Origin of the sequence: Chitinivorax sp. PXF-14, assembly GCF_040812015.1 — a bacterium.
Taxonomy (GTDB): domain Bacteria; phylum Pseudomonadota; class Gammaproteobacteria; order Burkholderiales; family SCOH01; genus JBFNXJ01.
Genome location: NZ_JBFNXJ010000008.1, coordinates 96,428 through 122,527, shown reverse-complemented (window position 1 = coordinate 122,527; position 26,100 = coordinate 96,428). Strand labels below are relative to the sequence as shown.

The following is a 26,100-nucleotide window of genomic DNA, read 5'->3' as shown; positions in this document are numbered from 1 at the left end:
GTTGTCAGGCCAGAATACGGACAAAAGCCTGCCATTATATTGGGCAAACCGGGCTTGTCCCAAATAACCGACAGCACTATCGGCATGGCAAACGACGATAAGGCGGTCAGCGCTGCCCGCTGTGGCGTGCCTGGATGGCACGCCGGTGGCGGCGGAACACCGAGCGCCCGAGGCCATTGGCGACGGCTTCGCTCAAATGCTGGAACAGCACGGTGATGAGCCAGCCGCCAGCAGCCGAGGCCTCGATGTGGACCACCTCGGCGGGCAGGATCAGCGGCTGTGGCACCTGTTCCGACAAGCCTATCGACAGCAGCAGTTGCGTGCCCCTGGCGTATTGCTCGTGCGCCAGCCATTCTGCGCCGTGCGCGGAAAACCGCACCGTGCGCGGCGTTGCCATCGGCTGCTGCTGGGCGAGCAGGCTGCCGATCAGGTGCAGGGTCAGGTTCAGCTTGGCCTCGACGCGCTCGATCTGGCTGGCTGAAGCCGAGTCCAGCTCGTGCTCGCTGGCGCCGGTCTCGATGGCATCAAGGCCTGACAGCAGGATCTGGTTGCCACGCATCCAGCCGTCCAGCAAGGCGGGCCAATGGTCCGGCAGGGCTTGGCTGGTGAGCGGCGCCCACAGGTCGAGGGTAACGCTTTCCGGCAGGTGGGAGGTGGACATGGCGGCAGGCTGAAAAATGAAGGGTATTGCGCTTGTAGTCTAGCCCAGAAGCGGCATGGCGGCTATCTCCGGGGCGCCGCATATGCCAACGTCGCGGTGCCGTGGGCGGTGCTGCGCGGGCGCGACCCGGCGGCGGCCGGCGGTTGTATTCCGGGCGAGCGAGAAACTACAATGCGGCTTGCCCATTTGCCTGTCACCGCCCCGCCGTGCGCCTCACCCAAGTCAAGCTTGCCGGTTTCAAATCCTTTGTCGACCCGACCCACATCCCGGTGCCAGGGCAACTCGTCGCCGTGGTCGGCCCCAACGGTTGCGGCAAGTCGAATGTGATCGACGCGGTGCGCTGGGTGCTGGGCGAATCGTCGGCCAAGCAGTTGCGTGGCGAATCGATGCAGGATGTCATCTTCAATGGCTCCGATCACCGCAAGCCGGTTGGTCGCGCCTCGGTCGAGCTGGTGTTCGACAACAGCCTGGGGCGAGCGTCGGGGCAGTGGTCGCAATATGCCGAAATCTCGATCAAGCGCGTGCTGACGCGCCAGGGCGAATCGAGCTACTACATCAACAACATCACCTGCCGCCGCCGCGACATCCAGGACCTGTTCCTCGGCACCGGCGTCGGCACGCGCGGCTACGCGGTGATCGAGCAGGGCATGATCTCGCGCATCATCGAGGCGCGGCCGGAAGAGCTGCGCGTGTTCCTCGAAGAGGCGGCCGGGGTCTCAAAATACAAGGAGCGCCGCAAGGAAACCGAGAGCCGCCTGAACGACACGCGCGACAATCTCACCCGTGTCGACGACATCCGCCAGGAGCTCGAAACCCAGCTCGAAAAACTCGCGGTGCAGGCCGAAGTCGCCGAAAAGTACCAGCAGCTGCGCATGACGCTCGACAATACGCAGAACTTGCTGGCCTTGCTGCGCAAGCAGGACGCACAGAAAGAGCAGGAAAGGCTGGCGCGCGATATCGGCGTCGCCGTCAACGAGCTGGAAGCAGCCACGGCCGGCTTGCGCGATACCGAGGCGCAGCTCGAGCAACTGCGCGAGACTCATTTCAGCGCGTCGGATGAGCTGCACAATGCACAGGGACGCCTGTACGAAGCCAACGCCGAGGTGGCGCGGCTCGAACAGCAGATCGTCCACCTCAAGGACAGCCGCAGCCGCATCGGTAACCAGATCACGCAGTTCCGCAACCAGCTGGCCCAGCTCGATCAGCATACCCACACCACGCAGGAGCTGCTGACCCACTGGCGCGGCGAGATCGAGATCGCCCAGGAGCGGGTGGAGATCGGCCAGGAGCGGCTGTTCACGGCCAACGATGCGCTGCCCGAGGCCGAAACGCAGTTCCGCTCGGTGCAGCAGTCGTTCAGCGAGATCCAGGCCAAGCTCGCGCAGGCGCAGCAGGCGCGCGAGCTTGAGGCCGCCAATCGCAACCACGCGCTCAAGGCCATCCAGCAGCTGGAGCAACGGCGGGATAGGCTGAAGCAGGAGCTGGGCACCTTGCCCGCGGTCGATACCGCCGCGCTGGAGGGCGCCGAGGCCGAGGTGGCCGAGTACGAGGAGCGCCGGCTGATGCTCGAAGAGGGCCTGCTGACGCTGCAGGAGGCGCTGCCCGCGCTCGACCATGCGCGGCGCGAGGCACAGCTTGCCACGCAGCAGACGCAGCAGGCGCTGACGCGGGCCGAAGCGCAGTGCGCGGCACTCGGCAAGTTGCAGAAGCAGGTCGATCAGGATCAGCAGCTCGGCATCTGGCTCAAACGCCATGGGCTCGAAGGCTTGAGCCGCCTGTGGCAATCCGTCGAGGTCGATGCCGGCTGGGAGACCGCGCTCGAAGCGGTGCTCCAGGATCGGCTCCAGGCCTTGCCTGCAGGGCAGGCGCAGTGGGCGGCGCTGATCGACGAGCCGGCGCCGGGCCGGTTAACGCTTTACGCGCCGGGCGCCCCGGTGGCGGCAGGTACGATGCCCGAGCCGGCCGATCTGGCATCGTTACAGCACCGTTTACGTTGCCGTGACGGCGCGGTTGGCGGTGTACTGGCCGACTGGCTGGCCATGGTTTACTGCTGCGACGACGACGCCCAGCTGGCGGCCCAGCAGGCAGCGCTGCCCGTCGGCAGCTGCCTGGTGACGCGCAACGGGCTGATTGCCACCCGCCATAGCGTGCGTTTTTTTGCGCCCGACAATGCGATGTCCGGCATGATCGCCCGGCAGCGCGAGATCGAGCAGCTGGAAAGCGACATCGTCGGCCTGCAGGCGCAGCTGCATGGCGCCCGGGCGGCGCAAACGCAGGCCGAGCAGGCCCACGGTGCCAATCAGGCCGATTACCAACGCCTGCGCCAGGACAGCGACCAGACTGCGCACCGCCTGCATCAGCTGCAACTCGACCTGGTCAGGCAGCAGCAGGCCACGGAGCGCGTGACCCAGCGTGGCGAGCAGATTCGCAGCGAACTCGACGAGGTGGGGGCGTCGATCGCCATCGAAACCGAGTCGCGCGGCGAGGCGGACTATCGCCGCGAGGAGCTGGACGAGCAGGTCAACGCGCTCGCCGAGGCACTGGACAGTGCCAGGACCGCGCGAGCGAGCCAGGAAGCGGCGCTGGAGCGTGCTCGCGGCCAGTTGCGCGAGGCCGAACGCGAGGCGCGCGAAGCCGAGTTCCAGCTGAAGACGGCGCAAAACAAGCTGATCGAGCTCGACAACGTGGCGCGCGGGCATGGCGATCAACGCGAAGAGCTGACCGCCCGTGTCGAGGAATTGCAGATCGAGCTCGAAGGCTTCGACCCGACCGTGCTTGACGAATCGATCCAGAGTGCGCTGAACCGCCGCGCCGAGCGCGAAGTCGAGCTGGCGCGCGCGCGCGACACGGTGGGCCACGCCACCAACCGGCTGCGCGAGCTCGAGGCGGACAAGATGCGCATCGAACACAGCCTCGATCCGCTGCGCGAGCGCATCAACGAGCTCAGGCTCAAGGAGCAGGAGGCGAGGCTGGCAGTCGAGCGCTTCTCGCAAGAGCTCGCCGATGCCAACGCCGACGAGGCAGCGCTGCAGCACCTGCTGGCACCGGGCAGCAAGGTCGGCTCGCTGGTGGGGCAGATCGGCAGCCTGACACAGCAGATCAACTCGCTTGGCGCGGTCAACCTGGCGGCGATGCAGGAGCTGGACGAGTCGCGCACGCGCAAGCAGTTCCTCGATACCCAGGCGGTCGACCTGCTCGAAGCCATGGAGATGCTCGAAGCAGCGATTCGCAAGATCGACAAGGAGTCGAGCGAACTATTGCAATCGACCTTCGATAAGGTCAATGCCTCGATGACCGAGCTGTTCCCGCTGCTGTTCGGCGGCGGCCAGGCGCGGCTCGTGATGACCGGCGAGACCATACTCGATGCGGGCGTGCAGGTGATTGCCCAGCCGCCGGGCAAGAAGAACAGCACGATCCACCTGCTGTCAGGCGGCGAGAAGGCGCTGACGGCGCTGAGCCTGGTGTTTTCGCTGTTCCAGCTCAACCCGGCACCGTTCTGCCTGCTCGACGAGGTCGATGCGCCGCTCGACGACGCCAATACCGGTCGTTTCTGCGAAATGGTCAAGCGCATGTCGATGGCCACGCAGTTTTTGTACATCAGCCACAACAAGATCACCATGGAGATGGCCGATCAGCTGGTCGGCATCACCATGCAGGAGAAAGGCGTGTCGCGGGTCGTGGCAGTTGATATCGAAGAGGCCCTGTCGATGCGCGAAGCCGCCCCGGCGTGAGCGAAACTCGCGGCAGCCGTCAATTCAGCAAACTCTAAAGTAGTTGTCGGGGCCGCGCGCAATAACGGAAAATACAGATAAACGTTGCACTTACCTTAGTAGCCATACATGAGCGATTTGAATATTGCCCTGATCATTGCCGCCGTCGGAATCGTCGGTGGCGTGTGGGCCCTGAACTGGTGGCAGGAGCGCAGCTTCCGCCGCAAGGCCGAGCAAGCCTTTGAAAAGCCGAGCCAGGATGTCCTGCTCGAGCGGAAACCCAAGACCGCCGCGCGGGCCTCGCAAGACACCCCACGGCTGGAGCCCAGCCTCGCCACGCAGGCGCCGTCGCCGGAGCCCGTCCTGGCGGCCCCCGCTGTCGAGACCGTCACCTCGGCTAGGCCCGATACCGTGCTCGACAGCGCGATCGACTATATCGCCGAGCTGCACCCGAGCGAGGCGCTGAATGCGCGCAGCCTGCAGCTGGCCATCGAAGACGCCGGCAAGATCGGCAAGCCGGTACGCTGGATGGGCCTGGTGGAAGAAAATGGCTGGATGCCGGTCAACCCCGGCAGCGGCGCCAACCTGACCCAGCTGCGCGTGGGGCTGCAGCTGGCGGACCGCAAAGGCCCGGTCGACGACAGCCAGATGCTCGAGTTCGTGCGCATCATGCGCCAGCTCGGTGAAGATGCCGGCGCCGTCGTCGATCTGCCGCAGCGCACACCGGCGCTGACCACGGCCGCCGATCTCGACGCCTTCTGTGCCGATGTCGACGTGTTGATCGGCCTCAACATCGTCAGCCGCGACGGCACGCCGTTCCCCGCCACCAAGATACGCTCGCTATGCGAGGCCGCGGGCATGTCGCTCGGCGAGGATGGCCTGTTCCACTTCCAGAACGATGCCGGCCAGACCCTGTTCTCGCTGTGCAACCTCGGACAGGAATCGTTCTCGTCGGCCACCATCCGCCAGATGAAGGTCAACGCCGTGACGCTGCTGTTCGATGTACCGCGCGTGGTGGGTGGGGCACCAGTGTTCGATCGCGTCGTGGTGTTGGCCCGCCACCTGGCCGATTCGCTCGACGGCGAGCTGGTCGACGACAATCGCCGCCCGCTCAACGAGCAGGGTATCGGCGCGATCCGCCGCCAGCTGGCCGATATCTATCGCCGCATGGAACTGCGCGGCATTGCTCCCGGTAGTGCCACCGCGCTGCGGTTGTTCGCGTGATGCCGGCGCTGGACGCCCAGGCCCGTGCGGCAGAGCTGCACGCGGCACTCGAACACCACAACTATCGCTATTACGTGCTCGATGCGCCGGAGATTTCAGACAACGAGTACGACGGCCTGTTCCGCGAGTTGCAGGCGCTCGAAGCACAATATCCCGCGCTGCTGACCCCGGATTCGCCGACGCAGCGCGTCGGCGGCAAACCGCTTGCGGCATTCGGTTCGATCACCCATCGCACTCCGATGCTGTCGCTCAACAATGCCTTCAGCGATGAGGACATCGCCGCCTTCGACAAACGCGTGCGCGATGCCGTGGGGCACGACGAGATCGCCTATGAAGTCGGCCCCAAGTTCGACGGGCTGGCGATCAGCCTGACCTATGTCGACGGCGTGCTCAAGCAGGCTGCGACGCGCGGCGATGGCTACACAGGTGAGGATGTCACGGCCAATATCCGCACCATCCGCTCGATACCCTTGATGCTGGCTACCGATGCGCCACCGGCCATGGTCGAGATCCGTGGCGAAGTGCTGATGCAGAAGGCCGATTTCGAGCGCCTCAATCGCGACCAGGAAGCCCGCGGCGACAAGCTCTTTGCCAACCCGCGCAACGCGGCCGCCGGCAGCCTGCGCCAGCTCGATTCCCGCATCACCGCCAGCCGCCGCCTGACCTTCTTCGCCTACAACCTGGGCGAGATGGACGGTGGCCCCACCTTCGCGACGCAGACGGCCATGATGGACTGGCTCCAGGCGCTGCACCTGCCCGTTTGCGAGTTGCGGCGCACGGTCACGGGGCCTGATGGCCTGCTTGGCTATTACCGGGAGATCGGCACCAGGCGGGCAGGCTTGCCGTTCGACATCGACGGCGTGGTGTACAAGGTCGATCGCAGCGATTACCAGACTACCCTTGGCTTCGTCTCGCGCGCGCCGCGCTTCGCGATCGCGCACAAATACCCGGCGGAAGAGGCCACCACCACGGTCGAGGCGATCGACATCCAGGTTGGCCGCACCGGTGCCCTGACCCCGGTTGCCCGCCTCAAGCCCGTCTTCGTCGGCGGAGTGACGGTGACCAACGCGACGCTGCACAACGAAGACGAGGTGCTGCGCAAGGACGTGCGCGTGGGTGATACCGTCGTCGTGCGCCGCGCCGGCGACGTGATCCCCGAGGTCGTGAGGGTGTTGCTGGAGCACCGCCCGAGCAAGGACCTGTTTGGTGGCGAGCCCTTGCATGACCCGTTCGTCATGCTCACGGCGTGCCCGGTGTGCGGCTCGCATGTGGTGAAGGAAGAGGGTGGCGCCGTAACGCGCTGCAGCGGCGGGCTGTTCTGCTCGGCCCAGCGCAAGCAGGCGCTGCTGCACTTCGCCCAGCGCCGCGCGATGGATATCGAGGGCCTCGGCGACAAGCTCGTCGATCAGCTCGTCGATATCGGCCTGGTCAGAACACCGGCCGATCTCTACAAGATCGGCCTGCTCAAGCTGGCCGAACTGGAGCGCATGGCCGAGAAGTCGGCAGCCAACCTGCTGGCCGCCATCGACAAGAGCCGTCAGACCAGCCTGCCGCGCTTCATCTACGCACTGGGCATCCGCAATGTTGGCGAGGCGACGGCCAAGGACCTGGCGCGCCATTTCGGCGACATCGACGCGCTGATCAAGGCCAACGTCGACCAGCTGCTGCAGGTGCCCGATGTCGGCCCTGTGGTGGCGCAGAGCATACGCGACTTCTTCGATGAGCCGCACAACGTCGAGGTGGTCGAACAGTTGCGTGCAGCTGGTGTCAGCTGGCCGGTGATGGCGGCCCAGGCTGCCGCCACGAGCCCATTGGCTGGCAAGGTGTTCGTGCTGACCGGCACTCTGCCGAACATGAGTCGTGACGAGGCAAAAGAGAAGATAGAGGCCGTTGGCGGCAAGGTGTCCGGTAGTGTTTCGAAGAAGACGGATTACGTGGTCGCCGGGGCGGATGCGGGGAGCAAACTGAGTAAAGCTCAAGAACTGGGCGTCAATGTGGTTGACGAAGAGGGCTTGCTTGAGTTACTTAATATGACAAATAATTAACGTTTGCTTGATCAAATTTAGGGGAATACAAGAATGCAGAAAGTCAGAAAAGCGGTGTTTCCAGTCGCCGGTATGGGGACTCGTTTCCTGCCCGCCACCAAGGCGAGCCCGAAGGAGATGATGTCGATCGTCGACAAGCCGCTGATCCAGTACGCCGTCGAAGAAGCGGTGCGCGCGGGCATCACCGAGATGATCTTCATCACGGGTCGCAACAAGCGTTCGATCGAAGATCATTTCGACAAGGCTTACGAGCTCGAGACCGAGCTCGAAATGCGCAACAAGCAGAAGATGCTCGATATCGTCCGCTCGATCATCCCCAAGAACATTACCTGCGTCTACATTCGCCAGCCGGAGGCACTGGGCCTCGGCCACGCCGTGCTGTGCGCGCAGCCGGTGGTCGGCAATGAGCCGTTCGCCGTCATCCTCGCGGACGACCTGTGTGACGCCAACAAGCCGGTCATGCAGCAGATGGTCGAGGAGTTCGACCGCTGCCATTGCTCGATCCTTGGCGTGCAGAACGTCAAGCGCGAAGAAACCAGCTCCTACGGCATCGTTGCCGTCGATGAAGAAAAGCCCGATGTTCACCGCGTGCGCTCGATCGTCGAGAAGCCCAAGCCCGAAGAGTCGCCGTCCACCCTCGGCGTGGTCGGCCGCTACATTCTCACGCCGCGCATCTTCGACATGCTGCTCAATGTGCAGCCAGGCGCGGGTGGCGAAATCCAGCTGACCGACGGCATCGCCGCACTGCTCAAATACGAGGCGGTGTTCGCCCAGGAGTTTGAGGGCGTCCGTTATGACTGCGGCTCCAAACTCGGCTACCTGAAGGCGACGATCGAGTATGGCCTGAAGCACCCGGAGGTCGGCCCCGAGTTCTCGGCCTTCCTCAAGGAACATCACTGCGACTGGTCCAACTAAGCCGCCGAAAACGCGGCAACCCGCGCCGCTACTGGCGCTCCGGTGAGAAACCGCCGATAATCCTGCAAACGATCAGAATATTGAGGAGATCGAATGCTTGCGATTATCGGCGGCACGGGCATGACCCAGCTCGCCAATCTCGAGATCACTCATCGGCAGGTGATCCGCACGCCTTATGGCGAGCCTTCCGGCGCGCTGACCTTCGGGCACATCAAGAAGCACAATGTCGTGTTCCTGGCACGGCACGGTTACGGCCACACCATCCCCCCGCACGAAATCAACTACCGCGCCAATATCTGGGCGCTTGCGTCGCAAAAGGTCAAGCGCATCGTCGCCATCGCCTCGGTCGGCGGTATCCGCGAGGACCTGGTGCCCGGTGCGCTGGTGGTACCTGACCAGATCATCGACTACACCTACAGCCGCAAATTCACCTATTTTGAAGGTGGAGAGAAGCCGGTGACCCATATCGATTTCACCGAGCCCTATTCGGATAAGCTGCGCCGCCGCCTGCTCAAGGCCGCCAAGGTGGCGGGCAGTCCGGCAATCGACGGCGGCGTGTATGCCGCGACGCAAGGGCCCAGGCTGGAAACGGCCGCCGAGATCAACCGGCTCCAGCGCGATGGTGCCGATATGGTCGGCATGACGGGCATGCCCGAGGCCGCCCTGGCGCGTGAGTTGGGGCTCGAATACGCAGCTCTCGGCGTAGTCGCCAACTTTGCTGCCGGGCGCGATCCGGGCGGGCGAGGAATAGACTGGAACGCCATCGACGGTGTGGTCACGCAGGCGCTCGTCAATGTTCGCAACGTCCTGGAATATGTAGTCGATCACGATGCCGATTAAACCCGTGCTCAAGATGGGCGAGCCTCTGCTGTGGCAGCGGGCGCAGCCCATCGAACAGTTCGATACGCCCGAATTGCATGCCCTGGTGCGCGACCTGGAAGACACCATGAAGGCTCTCAATGGCGCAGGTATCGCCGCGCCGCAGATCGGTGTGAGCCAGCAGGTAGTGATCTTCGGCAGCCGCGAACCGCGGACCAACCCGCGTTATCCGGATGCCGAGCCGGTGCCGTATACGGTGCTGTGCAACCCGGTGTTGACGCCGCTTGGCGACGAGCAGGAAGAAGACTGGGAAGGCTGCCTTTCCGTGCCGGGCCTGCGCGGGCAGGTGCCGCGCTACAGTCATCTGCGCTATGCGGGCGTGGATCAGTGGGGACGTGCGATCGAGCGTACCGTAGACGGGTTTCACGCCAGGGTGGTGCAGCACGAATGCGACCACCTGTGGGGCATCCTGTACCCGATGCGCATCCGCGACCTGCGCCAGTTCGGCTTTGCCGATGTGTTGTTTGCTGACAATCTGCCGTTAGAGGAATGAGTATGAATCCCGCATTCGATGCCGCGACAGCTGCCTACAACGAGCGGCGCTGGCAGGACGCGATCGAGCAGGCAACCGCCGCGCTCGATCACGATCCCCATGATCTGAATGCGCTGGAAGTATTCGGCCTCGCCTGGTTTCAGCTTGGCGAAACCAGCAACGCCATCCAGGCGATGGAGTTCTGCCATCAGAAAGCCCCCGACAATGCCCGCTACGCCAGCAATCTGGGTGAGCTCTACCGCGCGGCGGGCCGTTACGACGAGGCCGTGGCGATGCTTGGGCTGGCGGCCCAGTTGCAGCCGGACGCACTCGAACTGCTGGAGCGGGCAGGGCTGACCTGTCTCGATCTCGGTGAGATCAACGGTGCCATCGTGGCGCTTTCCAAGGTCGCGGAATTGAAGCCGGACCAGGCCTTGTCCCATTTCAACCTGGCCGAGGCCTATCGCCAGCTCGGCCAGTTCCAGCTGGCTGCCGACGGCTACCGCCGTGCCTTGTCGCTCGACCCGAGTCTGATCCAGGCGCACCAGCAACTGGCTCTGAGCTTGTTGGCAGCAGGGGACTACACGGCTGGCTGGCAGGCGTTCGAATGGCGGCTCGACCCACGTCTGAGCGTGCAGCCGACGCTGACTCAGCCGCGCTGGACGGGGCAGATCGAGCAGGGGAAGCGTGTCTTTGTCTACAACGACCAAGGGCAGGGCGATGCCATCCTGTTCAGCCGCTATCTGCCGCTGATTGCGGGCCAGGGCGTGAGCTTGGTCGTCGAGGCGCCGGCATCCCTGCTCAGCCTGTTCCGCAACAGCTTTCCCGACATCGAATTCGTGCCCGTCGGCGCGACCCCGCCACCGTGCGACTGGCAGATCGCACTCGGTAGCCTGCCCGCCCTGTTCGGCACCACCGCCGACAGCGTGCCCAACCTGACCCCATATCTGCAAGCCGGCGAACCGAAGCTGACGGCATGGAAGGCCTTGCTCGATCCCTATCGCGACTCGGTGCGCGTTGCCGTGCGTTGGGCTGGCAACCCCGACGCCGCCGGCGTCAGGCAGCGCGACTGCCCGATCGAACAGTTCGCCGCCATGTTTGCCGACGTCCCGATGTTGACGTTCGTCAATCTGCAGATCGACCGCCGCGATGAGTTTGCCACGCTGGCCCGCTATGGCCGGACGCTCGACCTGAGCGATCACATCCACGATTTTGAAGACAGCGCGGCGCTGCTGGCCAATGTCGAACTGCTGATCTCGGTCGACACGGCCGTGCTGAACCTGGCCGGTGCGCTCGACATCGCCGCCTGGGCCATGCTGCCGCACGCGGCGGAATGGCGCTGGCAAGGGCCGGGCAACCGCTCGCGCTGGTATCCCGGCGTGGTCAGCCACATGCAGGCCAAACCCGGCGACTGGGCTGGGATGCTGGCCAATTGCCGGCGCATCCTGCTGGGGCACATCAACGCCATGCTGACGCCGAGCGCCAACACGCAGCAATAGCGCAGGGCAACACCACCAAAGACAAAACAGAAGAAGGCTCGGAGACAGATGTTCGATAACAAAGCCATTCTCATCACCGGCGGCACCGGTTCCTTCGGGCGCAAATTCATTCGCATGCTGCTCGAACGCTATCAACCGCGCCGCGTCGTCGTGTTCTCGCGCGATGAACTCAAGCAGTACGAGATGCAGCAGGAGTTCAACGCCCCGTGCATGCGCTACTTCCTTGGCGATGTGCGTGATGGCGAGCGCCTCAAGCAGGCCATGCGTGGCATCGACTACGTGGTGCATGCCGCAGCGCTCAAGCAGGTGCCGGCGGCGGAATACAATCCAACCGAGTGCATCCGTACCAACGTCTCGGGCGCCGAGCATGTCATCAACGCCGCCATCGAAAACGGCGTGGAAAAGGTGATTGCGCTGTCGACCGACAAGGCGGCCAGCCCGATCAATCTGTATGGCGCGACCAAGCTGCTCAGCGACAAGCTGTTCGTGGCGGCCAACAACATCGCAGGCGGCCACAAGACACGTTTCTCCGTGGTGCGCTATGGCAACGTGGTGGGGTCGCGTGGTTCAGTGGTGCCCTTGTTCCGCAAGCTGATCGCCGATGGCGCAACTGAATTGCCGATCACCGATGCGCGCATGACTCGCTTCTGGATCACGCTGGAACAAGGCGTGGAGTTCGTGTTGCGTAACTTTGCGCGGATGCACGGCGGCGAAACCTTTGTCCCCAAGATTCCTTCCATCCGGATCGTGGACCTAGCCCGGGTGATGGCACCGCAGTTGCCGCACAAGCTGGTCGGCATCCGCCCTGGCGAAAAGCTGCACGAGCTGATGGTGCCGCGTGATGCGGCTTTCCAGACCCTGGAATTCCATGATCACTACGTGATTCGCCCAACCATCTCGTTCACGGCCGAAGTCAACTACCTGCTGAACCAGATCGGTGAACAGGGGCAGGGCGTGGCAGACGATTTCGAATACAGCTCCGAGACCAATCCGCATTTTCTCGACGAGGCGGACATCGCCGCGCTGGATAAGGCAACGGCATGATCCCGTATGGCCGCCAGGACATCAGCGAGGCCGATCTTGCCGCTGTCGCCGAGGTGTTGCGTTCCGACTGGCTGACGCAGGGGCCGGCGGTGCCGGCCTTCGAAGCCGCGGTGGCGCAGTACTGTGGTGCGGGCCACGCTGTGGCCGTCAACAGCGCCACATCCGCCCTGCACCTGGCCTATCTCGCCTTGGGCCTGGCGCCCGGCAAGCGGCTGTGGACGACACCGAACACCTTCGTGGCCACGGCCAACGCGGCCCGGATGTGCGGGGCCGATGTCGATTTCGTGGATATCGACCCGCACAGCTATAACCTCTGTGCCCGCGCGCTCGAATCGAAATTGGCCGAGGCCGAGCAGACGGGGCGTCTGCCGCAGGTCGTCGCACCCGTCCATTTCGCCGGCCAGTCCTGCGACATGGCTGAGATCCGCCGCCTGGCAGACCGCTACGGTTTCGCCATCGTGGAAGACGCCTCGCATGCCATTGGCGGCGATGATGAAGCCGGCAAGATCGGCAATGGCAGTCATGCGGATTGCACGGTATTCAGTTTTCATCCGGTCAAGCTCATCACCACCGGGGAAGGCGGCATGATCTTGTGCAATCGTCCCGAGCTGGCCGAACGCATGCGCTTGCTGCGCAGCCATGGCATCAGCCGTGATCCGGCTGCCATGACGCAGGCCGCGGACGGTGAGTGGCATTACCAGCAGCTCGAACTCGGCTACAACTACCGCATGACCGACATGCAGGCTGCGCTGGGCTTGTCGCAGCTTGCCCGCCTCGACGACTTTGTCGCCCGTCGCCGTGCGCTCGTCGCGCGCTACAACCAGCGTCTGGCCGGCGCGCGGCTGACGCTGCCCGTCGTGGCTCATGGCCGCCCCGCCTGGCATCTCTACGTGGTGTTGCTGGCCGACGCCGGCCAGCGCAGGGTGGTGTTCGATGCGCTGCGTGCGGCCGACATTGGTGTCAACGTCCACTACATTCCCGTTCATCTGCAGCCGTATTACCAGGCGCTCGGTTTTGCTCAAGGTAACTTCCCTGCAGCCGAAAACTACTATGAGCGGGCACTTACGCTGCCCTTGCACCCGCGATTGACGGAGAGCGAACAGGATTACGTCGTCGAGCAGCTGCTCGGCGCCATCGAGAGGAGTTCAGCAGCATGAGTGTGTCATTTGGCAATCGTCACGTCGGAGATAGCGAGCCGTGCTTCATCACCTATGAAGCCGGCCCTACCCATAACAGCCTGGAATCCGCCAAACGCCTGGTGAAGCTCGCCGCCGAAGCGGGGGCCGATGCGGTCAAATTCCAGATATTCGACCCGGACAGGCTGTGCGCGGACAAGCAGCTGACCTTTTCCTACGAGGTTCTCGTCGACCGCGCCAGCGGCCAGACGGAAACCGTCGAAGAGTCCTTGTACGAGATCCTTTGCCGGCGCTGTCTGCAGGAGCACGAATGGCGCGAGCTCAAGCACTATTGCGACAGCCTCAACCTGGCGTTCTTCTCCACGGTGTCGTTCGACGAAGATATTGCCTTGCTGGAAGACCTCGGCTGCGCCTCGATCAAGATCGCATCGGCCGACGTCAACCATTTTCCGCTGATCCGCAAGGCAGCCCGCACCGGCATGTGCATTCAGCTCGACACCGGCAGCGCGACGCTCGGCGAGGTCGAAGCGGCGGTGGATGTGATCCGTTCCGAGGGTAACGAAAATATCATCATCCATCAGTGCCCCTCCGGCTATCCGGCCCGCTTGTCGAGCATCAATCTCAACATCATCACCACCCTGAAGCGGCTGTTTCCGTATCCGGTGGCGTTTTCCGACCACACGCCGGGCTGGGAGATGGATGTCGCGGCGCTCGCGCTCGGTGCCAATCTGCTCGAGAAAACCATCACCGAAGACCGCGCCACGCGCAGCGTCGAGCACATCTTTTCGCTTGAGCCGCACGAGATGCGCGGCTTCATCCGCACCATCCGCGATGTGGAAGTCGCCCTTGGGGGGCACCGCCGGATCATGCATGCGGAGGAGCTCACCAAGCGCCAGCGCGTACGCCGCAGTGTGTACCTGAAGGCGCCGGCGCAGGCTGGCCAGCGTCTGGGGGAGGCCGAGGTCGAGTTCCGCCGCCCGGGTTTCGGCATCGGCCCGGACATGTATGAACGGCTGGTCGACATGAAACTGGTCCATGCATTGCCGGCCGGACACGCGCTCAAGCTCACCGACCTCGCCGACTGATCCGCCATGAAACGCATTGCCGTGATTCCGGCGCGTGGCGGCTCGAAACGTCTGCCACGCAAGAACATCCTCGATTTTCGCGGCACCCCCATCCTTGCGTACACGGTCAGGGCGGCCCTGGCGACGGCCCTGTTCGACCGCGTCGTGGTATCGACCGAAGACCATGAGATCGCAGCCGTTGCCCATGCCGCCGGGGCGCAGGTCGACATGCGCCACGCCGATCTGGCGACCGACCAGTCGACGGTTGCCGAAGTATGCATCGACTTGCTGGCGCGTGAAGCGCAGGCCGGCCGCCAATACGAGCTGCTGTGCTGCTGCTACGCCACGGCACCGCTGCGCACGGCTGACGATATCGCGGCAACGGTTGGGCTGATCGAGCCTGGGCGCTGCGACTATGCCGTCGCAGTAACCACGTTCAGCCACTACCCGCATCAGGCGCTGAAACAGGACGAGCAGGGGGTACTGATCCCGATGTGGCCGGCGCTCGCCAATCTGCGCTCAGAGCGCATCGGCACGCTGCTGGCCGGAAATGGTAGCACCTACGCGGTGACGGTCGACACTTTTCTGCGCGACAGGGAATTCTACGGGCCGGGCATGCGTGGCCATCTGATGCCGTTTCATCGCTCGATCGACATCGATACGCGCGACGACTACGAACTGGCCCTGGCCGTTGCCAACCACGCGGGGTTTGGCGCTTGAACGTTGCATTTCGCGCCGACGGCGGGCTCGACATCGGCACCGGCCATATCATGCGCTGCCTGACCCTGGCCGCGGAGTTCGCCGCACGCGGGCATGCCGTCCGGTTTTTCAGCCGGGCCTTGCCCGGGGCGCCGCTGGCGCTGATCGAGCAGCAGGGGTTCGCGCTCTGCCGGCTGCCATCGACGCTCGATTGGCAGCAGGATGCCGCGCTGTGCGCCGCCGAGCTCGGCCACCAGCCGGCAGGGCTGCTGATCGTCGACGCGTATGCGCTCGACGCCGGCTGGGAGCGCTCGGTTCGGGGCCAGGTGCGGAGCCTCGCCGTCATCGACGACATCGCCAACCGTAGTCACGACTGCGATGTGCTGATCGACCAGAACCTCCACCAGGACCCGCTTGCCCGCTATGACGGGTTGTTGCCGCCCGACACCCTGGCCTTGCTCGGCCCGCGCTTTGCGCTGCTGCGGCCCGAATTCGCGCGCGCGCGGCAGACAACCGCACCCAGGGCAGGGCGGCTCGATCGCATCGTGGTGTTCTATACTGGGGGCGACGACAAGGGCGAGACCATGAAAGCCTTGGTGGCGCTCGCGCAATGGCGTACCGACATCGAGGTGGACGTGGTGGTGGGGGCTGCCCATCCGGGGCGCGCCGAGATTGCCGCATTCTGCGCCCAGCACCATTGGCGCTACCATTGCCAGATCGATTACATGGCGCGGCTACTCGCGGCAGCCGATCTGGTGCTGGGGGCCGGTGGCTCGGCAAGCTGGGAGCGCTGCGCGGTCGGTGCACCAGCATTGGTCAGCATCATGGCGGACAACCAGCGCGAAGCCACGGCGGCGCTGGAAGCCTACGGCGCAATTTGTACCCTCGGCTGGGCCGAAATACTGACCAGCGACGACTACCTCAGCGCCTTGCGTGCACTCGACTCGGCAAGCCTGAGCAGGATGTCCAGCAAGGCCTGGGAGCTGGTCGACGGTGCAGGCGCGCAGCGGGTCTGCGAAGCCTTGTTGGCCGCGATGCCGGCCTGAGCCCGGCGCGCCGTCAGGCAATACGGAAGAACATTGATAAGACACCAGCCGGACGAGCTGGGCGAAGGGGAAGCATGTTGAAACAGCGAGGCCGCCATGTCTAGCGCCTTCCATATCGGTGATCGGCAGATCAGCCGCGATTCTGAGCCCTACTGCATTGCGGAAGTCGGCATCAATCACAACGGCAGCATCGAGCTGGCCAAGCAGATGGTGGCGGCGGCCAAGGCTGCGGGCGCCGATGCCGTCAAATTCCAGACCTTCAAGGCCGAGGAATTCTGCGGCGACCCCGGGCAGACCTTTACCTATCGTTCGCAGGGCCAATCCGTCACCGAGCCCATGCTCGACATGTTCCGCCGTTACGAGTTCGCTCCGGCGCAGTGGGCGGAGATCAAGGCGCATTGCCAAGCGCTGGGCATCACCTTCTTTTCGACGCCGCAAAACCGGACCGACCTGGATCTGTTGCTGACGATAGGCGTGCCGGCAGTCAAGATCGGCTCGGACGACTTCAGCAACCTGCCCTTGCTGCGCAGTTATGCGGAGGCCGGCTTGCCAATGATCCTGTCGTGCGGGATGAGCGATCTCGCCGACGTGCATCTGGCGCTCGAAGCCAGCGGCTGGTTCCGTGGCCAGCCGGTGGCACTGCTGCTGTGTACCTCGCAATATCCAACCCCGCCGGCGGACGTGAATGCCGCCAAGATCACCACTTTGCAGCAGGCTTTTCCCGGCTTGCTCGTCGGGTTTTCCGATCATACCCAGGGCGCGGCGGCCGCGATGGTGGCGGCAGCCCTGGGGGCCCGGATTTTTGAAAAGCACTTCACGCTCGACCACAACCTGCCGGGCCCCGATCACTGGTTCTCGGAGGAGCCGGATGGCCTGCGCGACTGGATTCAAGCCATTCATCAGGCCCACACGCTGCTCGGCTCGCCCTACATCAGGCCCACCCAGGATGAGCTCGACATGCGCGTGCTGGCGCGGCGCAGCGTGGTCGCACTGAAGGATATCGAGGCTGGGCAACGGCTGGATAGCACCAATGTCGGCCTGCGCCGGCCCGGTGGCGGGCTGCCGCCGGCCATGATCGATCAGGTGCTCGGCCTGATCGCGGCGCGGTCGATACGGCGTGGCGAGAAACTGGCGCTGGGAGACATGCGCGCATGATGCCAAGCGACGAAGAATTGCAGGCCTGGTTCAGCCGGCTGACCACCTTCAAGGGCAACCGCTTCCATCCGCTGGTCTGGATCAACGGTGAGCCGGAGATCGGCGAGGGGACCTTCATCGGCGCGATGTCGGAGGTCAACGCAAAGGGCGTGAAGGTGGTGATCGGCCGCGACTGCGACATTGCCTCCTTCGTGGCGATCAACGGCGCCGATTCGCACCGGCGTTGTATCGGCCTGAGCGATGAGATCGAGCGCCGCGACATCGAGATCGGCGACCATGTATTCATCGGCTCGCATTGCCTGATCAAGGGCGGTGCGCGCATTGGCCACCATACGGTGGTGGCGGCCGGCACGGTCGTCGATGCAGGGGAGATTCCGCCGTATTCGCTGGTGCATGGCAACCCGATGCAGATTCGGGCCGGCTACTATCGGGACAGGCTGAAGGCCGCGGGAAAGCCGGTCGATGACTGAGGGCATGACCTTGTCCGCGCATCAACCTGCCTACCTGCCCTGGCTGGGTTACTTCGACAAGATCGCCCGCGCCGATGTGTTCGTGTTTCTCGATACCGTGCAGTTCGAGAAAAACAGCTTCATCAACCGCAATCGCATCAAGACTGCGCAAGGCGCGCAGTGGCTGACGATCCCGGTGAAACTGAAGGGACACACCTCCAGTACCCTGCGCGAGACGCTGGTGGACGATAGCCAGCCCTGGCGGGAGAAGCACCTGAAGGCTGTGGAGATGAATTATCGGAAAGCACCGCGTTTTGCCGAGTGCTTTCCCAAGTGGCAGGCACTGCTGGCCATGCCTGAATCGAACCTGGCCGAACTGTGCTGGCGCCAGTTGCAGTTCTGGCTGGATGAGTTCTCGATTTCCACCCGCCTGGTGAGATCGAGCGAACTGGCGATCGATAGCCGCAAGTCGGATCTGGTACTCGATCTGTGCCGGCAGTTCCAGGCCAGCCACTATCTATCCGGCGCGCTGGGCAGGGATTACCTCGTCGAGGCAGACTTCCAGGATGCCGGCATCGCCATTGAATACCAACACTATCCGCATCCGGTCTACCCGCAATTGTGGGGCGATTTCCTGCCCTATATGGGGATACTGGACTGGTGGATGAATTGTGCAGCAAGCCCTGTGGCAGGCAGGAAAGCATGAGTTTCTCCCCCGAATGGGAATCGCGTTTCGCAGAGCTGACCCATCTGTCGGTCTGGCCCTGGTCCGACCTTGTCAGCCTGGTTCGGCGGCACTGCAAGCAGCTTGGGCCGGCCAGCCGGGTGCTGGAGCTCGGCTGCGGGGCAGGGGCCAATATTCCGTTCTTCATGTCGCTCGGGGCGCAATACCACGCGGTTGACGGCAGCCCCACCGTGGTTGCGCGGCTGCACGAGCAGTTTCCTGGCCTGCGTGACAACATCGCCGTTGCAGACTTTACGCTGGGCCAGCCGTTCGGGCGGGACTTCGATCTCATCGTCGACCGCGCCGCCGTGACGCACAACACCACCCGCGCCATTGCCGACACACTGGCGATGGCCCATACGAGCCTGAAGCCCGGCGGATTGTTCATCGGCGTGGACTGGTTCTCGACCGAGCATGGCGACTTCGCTGCCGGCCTTCCGGCTGAGGATGCCTATACCCGGCGCGACTTTGTCGCTGGCCCCTTCGCCGGCCTGGGGCGCGTGCATTTCTCCGACGAGCCGCATATGCGCCAGCTGTTCAGCCAATTTGAACTACTGTTTCTCGAACACAAACGGCTCGAGCGGATCGTGCCCACAGACGGCGGACGGCTTGCGTTCTGGCACGTGGTAGCGAGGAGGCCCCATGCCTGATTCCATCCTGGTCCTGGCCGCCCATCCCGACGACGAAGTGCTCGGCTGCGGCGGCACGATCGCGCGCCATGTCGCCGCCGGCGATCAGGTTCATGTCGCGATTCTGGCGCAGGGGCTATATAGCCGCGGCGAGCCGACCGCAGAGCAGGTCTCCGGGCTGCACGCGGCGGCCGAGCGCGCCAACGGCTTGCTCGGGGTGAGCAGCCTGAGTCTGTTCGACTACCCCGACAACAGCATGGATACCGTCGCCCGGCTGGCCGTTACCCAGACCATCGAGCAACTGGTCACCGAGCATCGCCCGCGCACGGTTTACAGCCACTGGATCGGTGACGTGAATATCGACCATCGGCGCATCCACGAGGCCGTGGTGGCGGCATGCCGGCCGCAGCCCGGCCACCCGGTAGAGAGCCTGCTGTTCTTCGAGGTTGCATCGTCGACCGAATGGCAGCCTCCCGGCTCGGCGCCGGCCTTCCAGCCCAACTGGTTCGTCGATATTGCCGCCACGCTGGACACCAAGCTGGCCGCGCTGGCCGCCTACCAGGCAGAGTTACGCGACTGGCCCCATCCCCGGTCCTTGCGCGGCGTCGAGCATCTGGCCCGCTGGCGCGGGTCCACCATCGGCTGCGAGGCGGCCGAAGCATTCGTCCTCGGCCGCCACCTGCGGCCCGGTGTCTGAAAGAATCAAGGAAAGCATGATGGAAAACAAACAGCTGATCGACTGGAAGACCGATGCGTGGAAAAACCGCGACATGGTGGCCTGGTACGCCAAGCGCATGGAAGAGAACACCGGCAGCAACCGCCTGAAGAACCGGATCGAGACGGAATTGTGCGAACGCTTTCTGACTGGCACCGAGCTGCTCGACGTCGGTATCGGCACCGGCCGTGCGTCGTTGCCGCTGGCGCGCAAGGGATTCAAGCTCACCGGCACCGACAGCTCGCAGGCCATGCTCGACGAGTGCCGCCGCCAGGCTGGCGCGCTGCCCGTCACGCTGGTACCCGGTGACGTGAAGGCCCTGCCTTTTCCCGATGCCCGTTTCGACAGCCTGGTATCGCTCAATGTAATGACGCACTTTCCCCACGTCGAGGAGGTGCTCAGGGAGTGGAAGCGTGTCATCCGCCCCGGTGGCCGGCTGGTGTTCGACATCTATGCGCTTGATCACCTGAGCTTCTCACGCGGCGGAGCCGTGTCGGTCGATGACCTGATCGCGCTTGGCGCAGATCGGTTCAATATGCATCTGAGCCTGGAGCGCCTGGTCAGCGCCGCCGATGAGGTCGGCTTGACGGTGGTTGCTACGGCACCCTATGGTGCCTTGTTCAGCGGTGAATATCGCCACAGCGCTTTTCACAAGCCCTTGCAGGAAACACACTGGTGGCTGCGCCAGCTTTCCTGGCTGGCGCAGGACGATGCACTGCTGGAGATGGCCTTGTTCCTCGACCGGGAATGGTTCGGCAGGCTGACCAGCATCGTCACCGGCCGCTATATGGTGGCGCTGGAGAACCGTGCCGACCCCGCTGCCAACGCCGCCTGGCTGGCCGGTGAGCGCGCCCTGGTCGGCCGCCTGCTGGGACAACCGGTCCGTCTCGAAGAGTTGGGCGACCGGCTGGCGTTGCCCCCGGCTGCGTGGCGCGAGGCGTTCGACCAGCATCTTGATCGCCTGCGTAATCGCACCGTCGCTTATTTCCTGCTGTCGACCTGCTTCGGCAGGCCGGATGCGGTGGATTGGCAAGACCTGGCGCCGCGCAACGGCCCGTCGCTGGCGCGCTGGGCAGCGGCCGAAGGTGTCGATCGGCGGGTGCAGCACTTTGTGCGCGATTGGCACCGCCAGCCGGCCATGGCGCCGCTGGCCCAGGCCTTTGGCCTGGACCTCGCTTCCGGACTTGAATACGAACTGCAACGCCAGCTCCTGGCCCGTACCCTTGGCGCGTTTAACGGAAAAGCCGAATGAAAAAGACCGCACTGATCTATGCGCTGTGGGAAAAGAATCTGCCTGCGCTGACCCGCTATCTGGCCGGCAAGCCTCGTGTCATCCTGATCCCGGATTATCTGGCCAGCAAGACGGTCGTTGACGCCATCGTCGCCGCCGGCTCGGAGGCTCGTTTGCTGCCCATGCAGGGGCTTGCCAGCGATGCGGGTTTTGCCGCCCCGCTGTTGGCGCAACTGGAGGGGCCGGTCGGCGCGTCGCTGTGCGAAGTGGCTGGACTGCCCGCTGGTGCCCTGGCGGTGCTGAGCAGCGAAGCCGGGCGCGATCTGCCCGTGGTTTACCAATGGTTGAGCCTGCTTGAGCAGGCGATGCTCGAATACGACATCGAGATCACGCTGGTCAACGAGGATGTCCTGCGCGACAGCAAGCTGCTCGCGCTGTGGTCGCGTCGTCATGAGATCCCCATCCTGCAGGTCGCGCATGGCACCGGCCTGGGCCGAGACTATATCGGCGAGGACAACCATTCTGACGACATCGCGGTATTCAGCCGCCGCAGCGCGGAGTTCTTCATCGACCTGGGCGTGGCGCCACAACGCCTGCACCCGATCGGCAACCCGGCCTGGGACGCGTATCCGGAGCTGCTCCGGCAACGCGACAGCGTACGCCAGCAACTGGCGGCCCAACACGGCATTGATCCCAAGGCGCGCTGGCTGGTGTTCGGGACGAGCTGGAATGCCTACCTGAGTGCCCTGGATCAGCGCGATTTCGGCGAGCAGGCCGACATGGCCTGCCGCGCCTTGGCCGAGCTGCTGCGGGGCGGGGTGTCGGACACCCTGCTCATCATCAAGGACCGTGTCGTCGGCGACACGCCGGATGTGCGCCGGCAACGGCTGGCCGGTATTGCACACCGTCACGGGGTGTCCGAACAGGTCCACTACGCGATGGATGACGCCCGTAACTGGGTGGCTGCTGCCGACGTGATGATTTCGCTGGATTCCAATCTGTCGATCGAGGCCATCCTGGCGGATGTCCCGGCCGTCAATCTGGTCAGTGATTTCGGCGCGATCGCCGGCGGTGGTTTCGGTGCGGACGACGGCGTACTGTCGGTCGAGCCCGGCGAGCTGGGGGCCGCGCTGGGCAAGCTCATCGGCGATCCGGCATACAGGCAGGCGTTGCTGGAGCAGGCGCGCAGCCGCCGCGACTACTTCAACCAGGGCAACGATGGCCGGGCCGCGGAACGCCTGGCTGTGCTGATCGAGCAAAAGGCCCGCCATGTTGCGGTCCAATCCGCCCAGCAATATGTGTGGCAACAGTACCTCGACGTCGAGGAAATCGATGCGACGGCCTACCACGGCGGCGCCCGTGCCGACCTGGTGGAAATGTTCAGCAACAACCCGAAGATCGTGCTCGACATCGGCTGCGCCGCCGGCGGGACGGGCGAGTTGCTGAAGCGGAAATACCCGAAATGCCAGGTGTGGGGAGTGGAGACCAACCGTGCTGCCGCCAAAGTGGCCGCCGAGCGCCTGGACCGGGTACTGGTCGGCAAGTTCGAGGAATTTGATCTGGAGCGCGAAGGCATCGCCAAGGGCACGCTCGATGGCGTGATCCTGGCCGATGTGCTGGAGCACATGTACAACCCGTGGGCGGTCATGGTGGCGTTGCAGCCTTACCTGTCGATCACCGCGCAGGTCATCATCAGCATTCCCAATGTGCGCAACCTCAAGCTGATGGAGGACCTCGCCGCCGGCTTCTGGCGCTACGATGCGGCCGGCTTGCTCGACATCACCCATATCCGCTTCTTCACGCTCAAGGAATTCCGCCGCTTCCTGCACGAGACCGGCTACCACGTCAATTCCCTGCGTTATGGCATCGACCAGCGGCTGGCGGCCTTTTTCCAGGCCAACAAGCAGCACGACAAGCTCAATGTCGAACTCGGGCGCATGACGCTTGCCGACGTAGGCAAGGACGAGTTGATGGAGCTGTGCTCGCTGCAGTTCTATATCAATGCCGGGGTGGGGGCGCTCAATGACGATATCCGGCCGTATCACGCGAACAACCCTTATATCGAGTACCTGCAGCGCTGCCGCCTGCAGGAGGCCGAGGCCAGACAGTACGACAAGTTGCTGGCGGAGTGGACGGATCGCGCCAAGGTGGCCGTCGCCATCTATCTGCCGCAGGGGGCCGACGACAGGCTGACCGCCACCGTCAAGAGCCTCGGGGCACAGCTGTACCAGGAGATTTCGCTGTGGGTGCTGTCGCCGCTGCCGGCACCGCAAGGCGTGCCGCTGGGGGACCGTTTCCACTGGCTACAGGTGAATGGCGCGCTGTCGGGCGGCTTGCGGGTAGTGGCGCAGCAGAGCGATGCCGACTGGCTGGCGTGGCTGACCGCGGGTGATCAACTCGAGCCGCAGGCGCTGCTGCAGCTGGTCGAAAACATCCGCCGTCACCCGGAATGGCAGTTCATCTATACCGACGAAGACATGATCGTGGCCGATGGCGAATCCGGCCAGCCGGTGTTCAAGCCCGATTTCGATCCGCAGTACCTGTTGTCTTCGCCTTACCTGGGCGGCCTGTGCGCCGTCCGCCGCAGCAGCCTGCTGGCGCTCGTTACTGCCGAGCTGGCCGGGGCGGAGCACGTCGAGCTGGCGCTGCAATGCTGGCAGCAGTGGGGCAAGACGGCGGTTGGGCATCTGCCTGCGGTGCTTTACCACCGTCACCCCGAAGGGTGGCAGCCGCTTGCCGATCAGCTTGCCGCCGCCCACCGCGCCGGCAATAGGGCGCTGGCGCGTACTGGCCTGCCGGCCACGCTGGAGGCCGGCTGGAACGCCGCCAGCTTCCGTTGGCATTGGCAAGGCCAGCGTCCCGGCATGGTGTCGCTGCTGATCGCGGTGCGGGACGACCTGCCGCGCTTGCAGCGCTGCATCGAGGGCCTGCTGGCGCACACCGGCTATCCCGAATTTGAAATCCTGCTGCTCGACAACGGCAGCAACGATTCGGCGGCACTGGCCTTCCTGCAAGGGCTCGATGCAATGGGGGACCCGCGCATCCGCGTGTTCCGCTATGAGGCGCGGGCATCGTTGCCGGAGCTGCATAACCTGCTCGCCAGGGAAGCACGCGGCCAAGTGCTGGGCTTCATGCACTTCGATTGCCTGCCGCTCGACGGCGAATGGCTCGACAAGCTGCTGGGCGAGCTGCAGCGCCCCGGTGTGGCCGCCGTTGCCCCGCGCTTGCTGAACGGGCAGGGCAAGATTCATGGCGGCGGTTTGATTCTTGGCATCGACGGTGGCTATGCCCCGGCCTTTGCCGGGCTGTCGCATGATGATGCAGGCCCCTTGGGCCGCGCACATGTTGCCCAGTCGTTCTCGGCCTTGTCTGGCGGCATGTTGTTGATTCGCCGCGAGCAGTTCGAACAGCTGGGCGGCTTTGCGCCAGGCTATGGCGTCGCGGCTGAAGTCGATCTTGGCTTGCGCCTGGGAGAGGCCGGGCTGTCGCTGCTGTGGACGCCATACGTCAGCATGATGTGCGAAGGCATCGCGGGCAGCCTGGACTGGGCCGAAACCGGTCGGCAGCTGCCGGCGGACAGGGTCGGCCTTGACGACAACGCGGCGGGAATCGAGCCGCTACTTGAGCGCTGGCTGCCGAAATTCGCGCGGGACCCGGCATACAACCCGAATTTGGCGTCTGTCGGCCAGCCGTTCGTGCAAGAGCATCGCCCCGTGTTGCAACGCCAGCCGCTGGGCTGGAAACCGCTGCCGCGGGTGCTGGTGCACCCTGCCGACACGACCGGCTGCGGTTTCTATCGCATGCTGCAGCCGGCAGACATGATGAAGCGCCTTAACCTGGCGGAAACACTCGTCGGCTTCGACCTCCTGCATCCTTCCGATCGCCTGCGACTGGCGCCTGATTCCATCGTGTTCCAGCGCCAGATCTACGAGAACCAGGTCAAGCGGATGCGCGATACGCGCAAGATACTGAAACCGTTCATGGTCTACGAACTCGACGACCTGATTACCAATGTCCCGGTCAAGAGCCTGCACAGAGGCGAGATTCCGGCCGACACGGTCAGGTGGCTGCGCGAGGCAATCGGCCTGTGCGACCGCTTCATCGTATCGACCGAGCCGTTGGCGCATGCCATGCGTGGCTACAACGACGATATCCGCGTGGTGCCGAACCGCATCGACGGCGATCGCTGGCGCAGCCTCAAGGTGCCGCGTGCTCAAGGCAAGAAGCCACGAGTCGGTTGGGCAGGGAGCGTCAGCCACTCCGGCGACCTGGAGCTGATCGTCGATGTCGTCAAGGAGCTGGCTGACGAGGTGGATTGGGTGTTCCTCGGCATGTGCCCGGAGTTCCTGCGGCCATATGTTTGCGAGTTCCTGCCGGGGGTGCCGGTCGACCAGTATCCCGCCAAGCTGGCAAGCCTCGGCCTGGACCTGGCTCTGGCGCCGCTCGAGCTGAACGCGTTCAACGAGTCGAAATCCAACCTCAAGTTGCTGGAATACGGTGTGCTGGGCTACCCGGTGATTTGTACCGACATCGTTCCGTATCAGTGCGATCTTCCCGTGACGCGCGTCAAGAACCGCTTCCGCGATTGGGTCGGTGCGATCCGGGAACACCTGGCTGACCGCAACGCACTGGCCCAACGCGGTATGGTGTTGAAACAGGCGGTGGAGCACAGCTGGCTGCTGGAGGACCATTGCGCCGATTGGCTCAAGGCCTGGCTTCCCTGAGAACGGCAGGGTGAAATTTATTTGCAGATCACCCTAAAGTTCTCCGCAAGCGATTCGATATCAGGAGCATGCCCGGCAG

At 64.3% G+C, this 26,100-nt stretch carries 20 protein-coding genes; 19 read left to right on the top strand and 1 reads right to left on the bottom strand.

Annotation, left to right across the window (positions count from 1 at the left end; all coding sequences use genetic code 11):
- Positions 1–106: 106 nt before the first annotated feature.
- Positions 107–661, bottom strand: coding sequence for a PilZ domain-containing protein (locus ABWL39_RS11630; RefSeq protein WP_367790856.1), 555 nt, complete (start codon positions 659–661; stop codon positions 107–109).
- Positions 662–867: 206 nt separating this feature from the next.
- Between ABWL39_RS11630 and smc the strand changes: the two genes are divergently transcribed.
- The 19 genes from smc (at position 868) to ABWL39_RS11535 (ending at position 26,021) form a co-directional block, all read left to right on the top strand.
- Positions 868–4,392, top strand: a complete 3,525-nt coding sequence (smc, locus tag ABWL39_RS11625; protein ID WP_367790853.1) for a chromosome segregation protein SMC — start codon at positions 868–870, stop codon at positions 4,390–4,392.
- 108 nt (positions 4,393–4,500) lie between these two features.
- The gene (locus ABWL39_RS11620) at positions 4,501–5,595 is read left to right on the top strand and encodes a cell division protein ZipA C-terminal FtsZ-binding domain-containing protein (protein ID WP_367790850.1); all 1,095 of its coding nucleotides are present in this window, start codon (positions 4,501–4,503) and stop codon (positions 5,593–5,595) included.
- Positions 5,595–7,640 (top strand): NAD-dependent DNA ligase LigA, encoded by a 2,046-nt coding sequence (ligA, locus tag ABWL39_RS11615; protein WP_367790847.1) that lies wholly within the window; start codon positions 5,595–5,597, stop codon positions 7,638–7,640. The genes ABWL39_RS11620 and ligA overlap by 1 nt, the downstream gene beginning before the upstream one ends.
- A gap of 33 nt (positions 7,641–7,673) precedes the next feature.
- Positions 7,674–8,555 carry a UTP--glucose-1-phosphate uridylyltransferase GalU gene (gene galU / locus ABWL39_RS11610; protein WP_367790844.1) on the top strand — a complete coding sequence of 294 codons (882 nt, stop codon included), beginning with the start codon at positions 7,674–7,676 and terminating at the stop codon, positions 8,553–8,555.
- A gap of 93 nt (positions 8,556–8,648) precedes the next feature.
- Positions 8,649–9,395, top strand: coding sequence for an S-methyl-5'-thioinosine phosphorylase (locus ABWL39_RS11605; protein WP_367790841.1), 747 nt, complete (start codon positions 8,649–8,651; stop codon positions 9,393–9,395).
- Positions 9,385–9,927, top strand: a complete 543-nt coding sequence (locus ABWL39_RS11600; RefSeq protein ID WP_367790837.1) for a peptide deformylase — start codon at positions 9,385–9,387, stop codon at positions 9,925–9,927. The genes ABWL39_RS11605 and ABWL39_RS11600 overlap by 11 nt, the downstream gene beginning before the upstream one ends.
- 2 nt (positions 9,928–9,929) lie before the next feature.
- Positions 9,930–11,405 carry a tetratricopeptide repeat protein gene (locus ABWL39_RS11595; protein WP_367790833.1) on the top strand — a complete coding sequence of 492 codons (1,476 nt, stop codon included), beginning with the start codon at positions 9,930–9,932 and terminating at the stop codon, positions 11,403–11,405.
- 48 nt (positions 11,406–11,453) lie between these two features.
- On the top strand, positions 11,454–12,449 hold the full coding sequence (gene pseB / locus ABWL39_RS11590) for a UDP-N-acetylglucosamine 4,6-dehydratase (inverting) (RefSeq protein WP_367790830.1): 996 nt from the start codon (positions 11,454–11,456) through the stop codon (positions 12,447–12,449).
- The gene (gene pseC / locus ABWL39_RS11585) at positions 12,446–13,606 is read left to right on the top strand and encodes a UDP-4-amino-4,6-dideoxy-N-acetyl-beta-L-altrosamine transaminase (protein WP_367790827.1); all 1,161 of its coding nucleotides are present in this window, start codon (positions 12,446–12,448) and stop codon (positions 13,604–13,606) included. The genes pseB and pseC overlap by 4 nt, the downstream gene beginning before the upstream one ends.
- Entirely contained in the window at positions 13,603–14,670 is a 1,068-nt protein-coding gene (locus ABWL39_RS11580; protein WP_367790824.1) for an N-acetylneuraminate synthase family protein, read from the top strand. Before pseC ends, ABWL39_RS11580 begins: the two co-directional genes overlap by 4 nt.
- Positions 14,671–14,676: 6 nt before the next feature.
- Positions 14,677–15,369, top strand: a complete 693-nt coding sequence (locus ABWL39_RS11575) for a pseudaminic acid cytidylyltransferase (RefSeq protein WP_367790821.1) — start codon at positions 14,677–14,679, stop codon at positions 15,367–15,369.
- Positions 15,366–16,394, top strand: coding sequence for a UDP-2,4-diacetamido-2,4,6-trideoxy-beta-L-altropyranose hydrolase (gene pseG, locus ABWL39_RS11570; RefSeq protein ID WP_367790817.1), 1,029 nt, complete (start codon positions 15,366–15,368; stop codon positions 16,392–16,394). Before ABWL39_RS11575 ends, pseG begins: the two co-directional genes overlap by 4 nt.
- A 96-nt stretch (positions 16,395–16,490) precedes the next feature.
- Positions 16,491–17,549, top strand: a complete 1,059-nt coding sequence (locus ABWL39_RS11565) for an N-acetylneuraminate synthase family protein (protein ID WP_367790813.1) — start codon at positions 16,491–16,493, stop codon at positions 17,547–17,549.
- The gene (locus ABWL39_RS11560; protein ID WP_367790810.1) at positions 17,546–18,019 is read left to right on the top strand and encodes a DapH/DapD/GlmU-related protein; all 474 of its coding nucleotides are present in this window, start codon (positions 17,546–17,548) and stop codon (positions 18,017–18,019) included. The genes ABWL39_RS11565 and ABWL39_RS11560 overlap by 4 nt, the downstream gene beginning before the upstream one ends.
- Positions 18,012–18,704, top strand: coding sequence for a WbqC family protein (locus ABWL39_RS11555; protein WP_367790808.1), 693 nt, complete (start codon positions 18,012–18,014; stop codon positions 18,702–18,704). The genes ABWL39_RS11560 and ABWL39_RS11555 overlap by 8 nt, the downstream gene beginning before the upstream one ends.
- Complete coding sequence (locus tag ABWL39_RS11550) at positions 18,701–19,372, top strand: class I SAM-dependent methyltransferase (RefSeq protein ID WP_367790805.1); 672 nt, start codon at positions 18,701–18,703, stop codon at positions 19,370–19,372. The genes ABWL39_RS11555 and ABWL39_RS11550 overlap by 4 nt, the downstream gene beginning before the upstream one ends.
- Positions 19,365–20,048: a PIG-L deacetylase family protein gene (locus ABWL39_RS11545; RefSeq protein WP_367790801.1), complete on the top strand. Its 684-nt coding sequence runs from the start codon at positions 19,365–19,367 to the stop codon at positions 20,046–20,048. The genes ABWL39_RS11550 and ABWL39_RS11545 overlap by 8 nt, the downstream gene beginning before the upstream one ends.
- Positions 20,049–20,064: 16 nt before the next feature.
- Positions 20,065–21,318 carry a class I SAM-dependent methyltransferase gene (locus tag ABWL39_RS11540; protein WP_367790798.1) on the top strand — a complete coding sequence of 418 codons (1,254 nt, stop codon included), beginning with the start codon at positions 20,065–20,067 and terminating at the stop codon, positions 21,316–21,318.
- The gene (locus ABWL39_RS11535) at positions 21,315–26,021 is read left to right on the top strand and encodes a glycosyltransferase (protein ID WP_367790795.1); all 4,707 of its coding nucleotides are present in this window, start codon (positions 21,315–21,317) and stop codon (positions 26,019–26,021) included. The genes ABWL39_RS11540 and ABWL39_RS11535 overlap by 4 nt, the downstream gene beginning before the upstream one ends.
- Positions 26,022–26,100 lie beyond the last annotated feature (79 nt).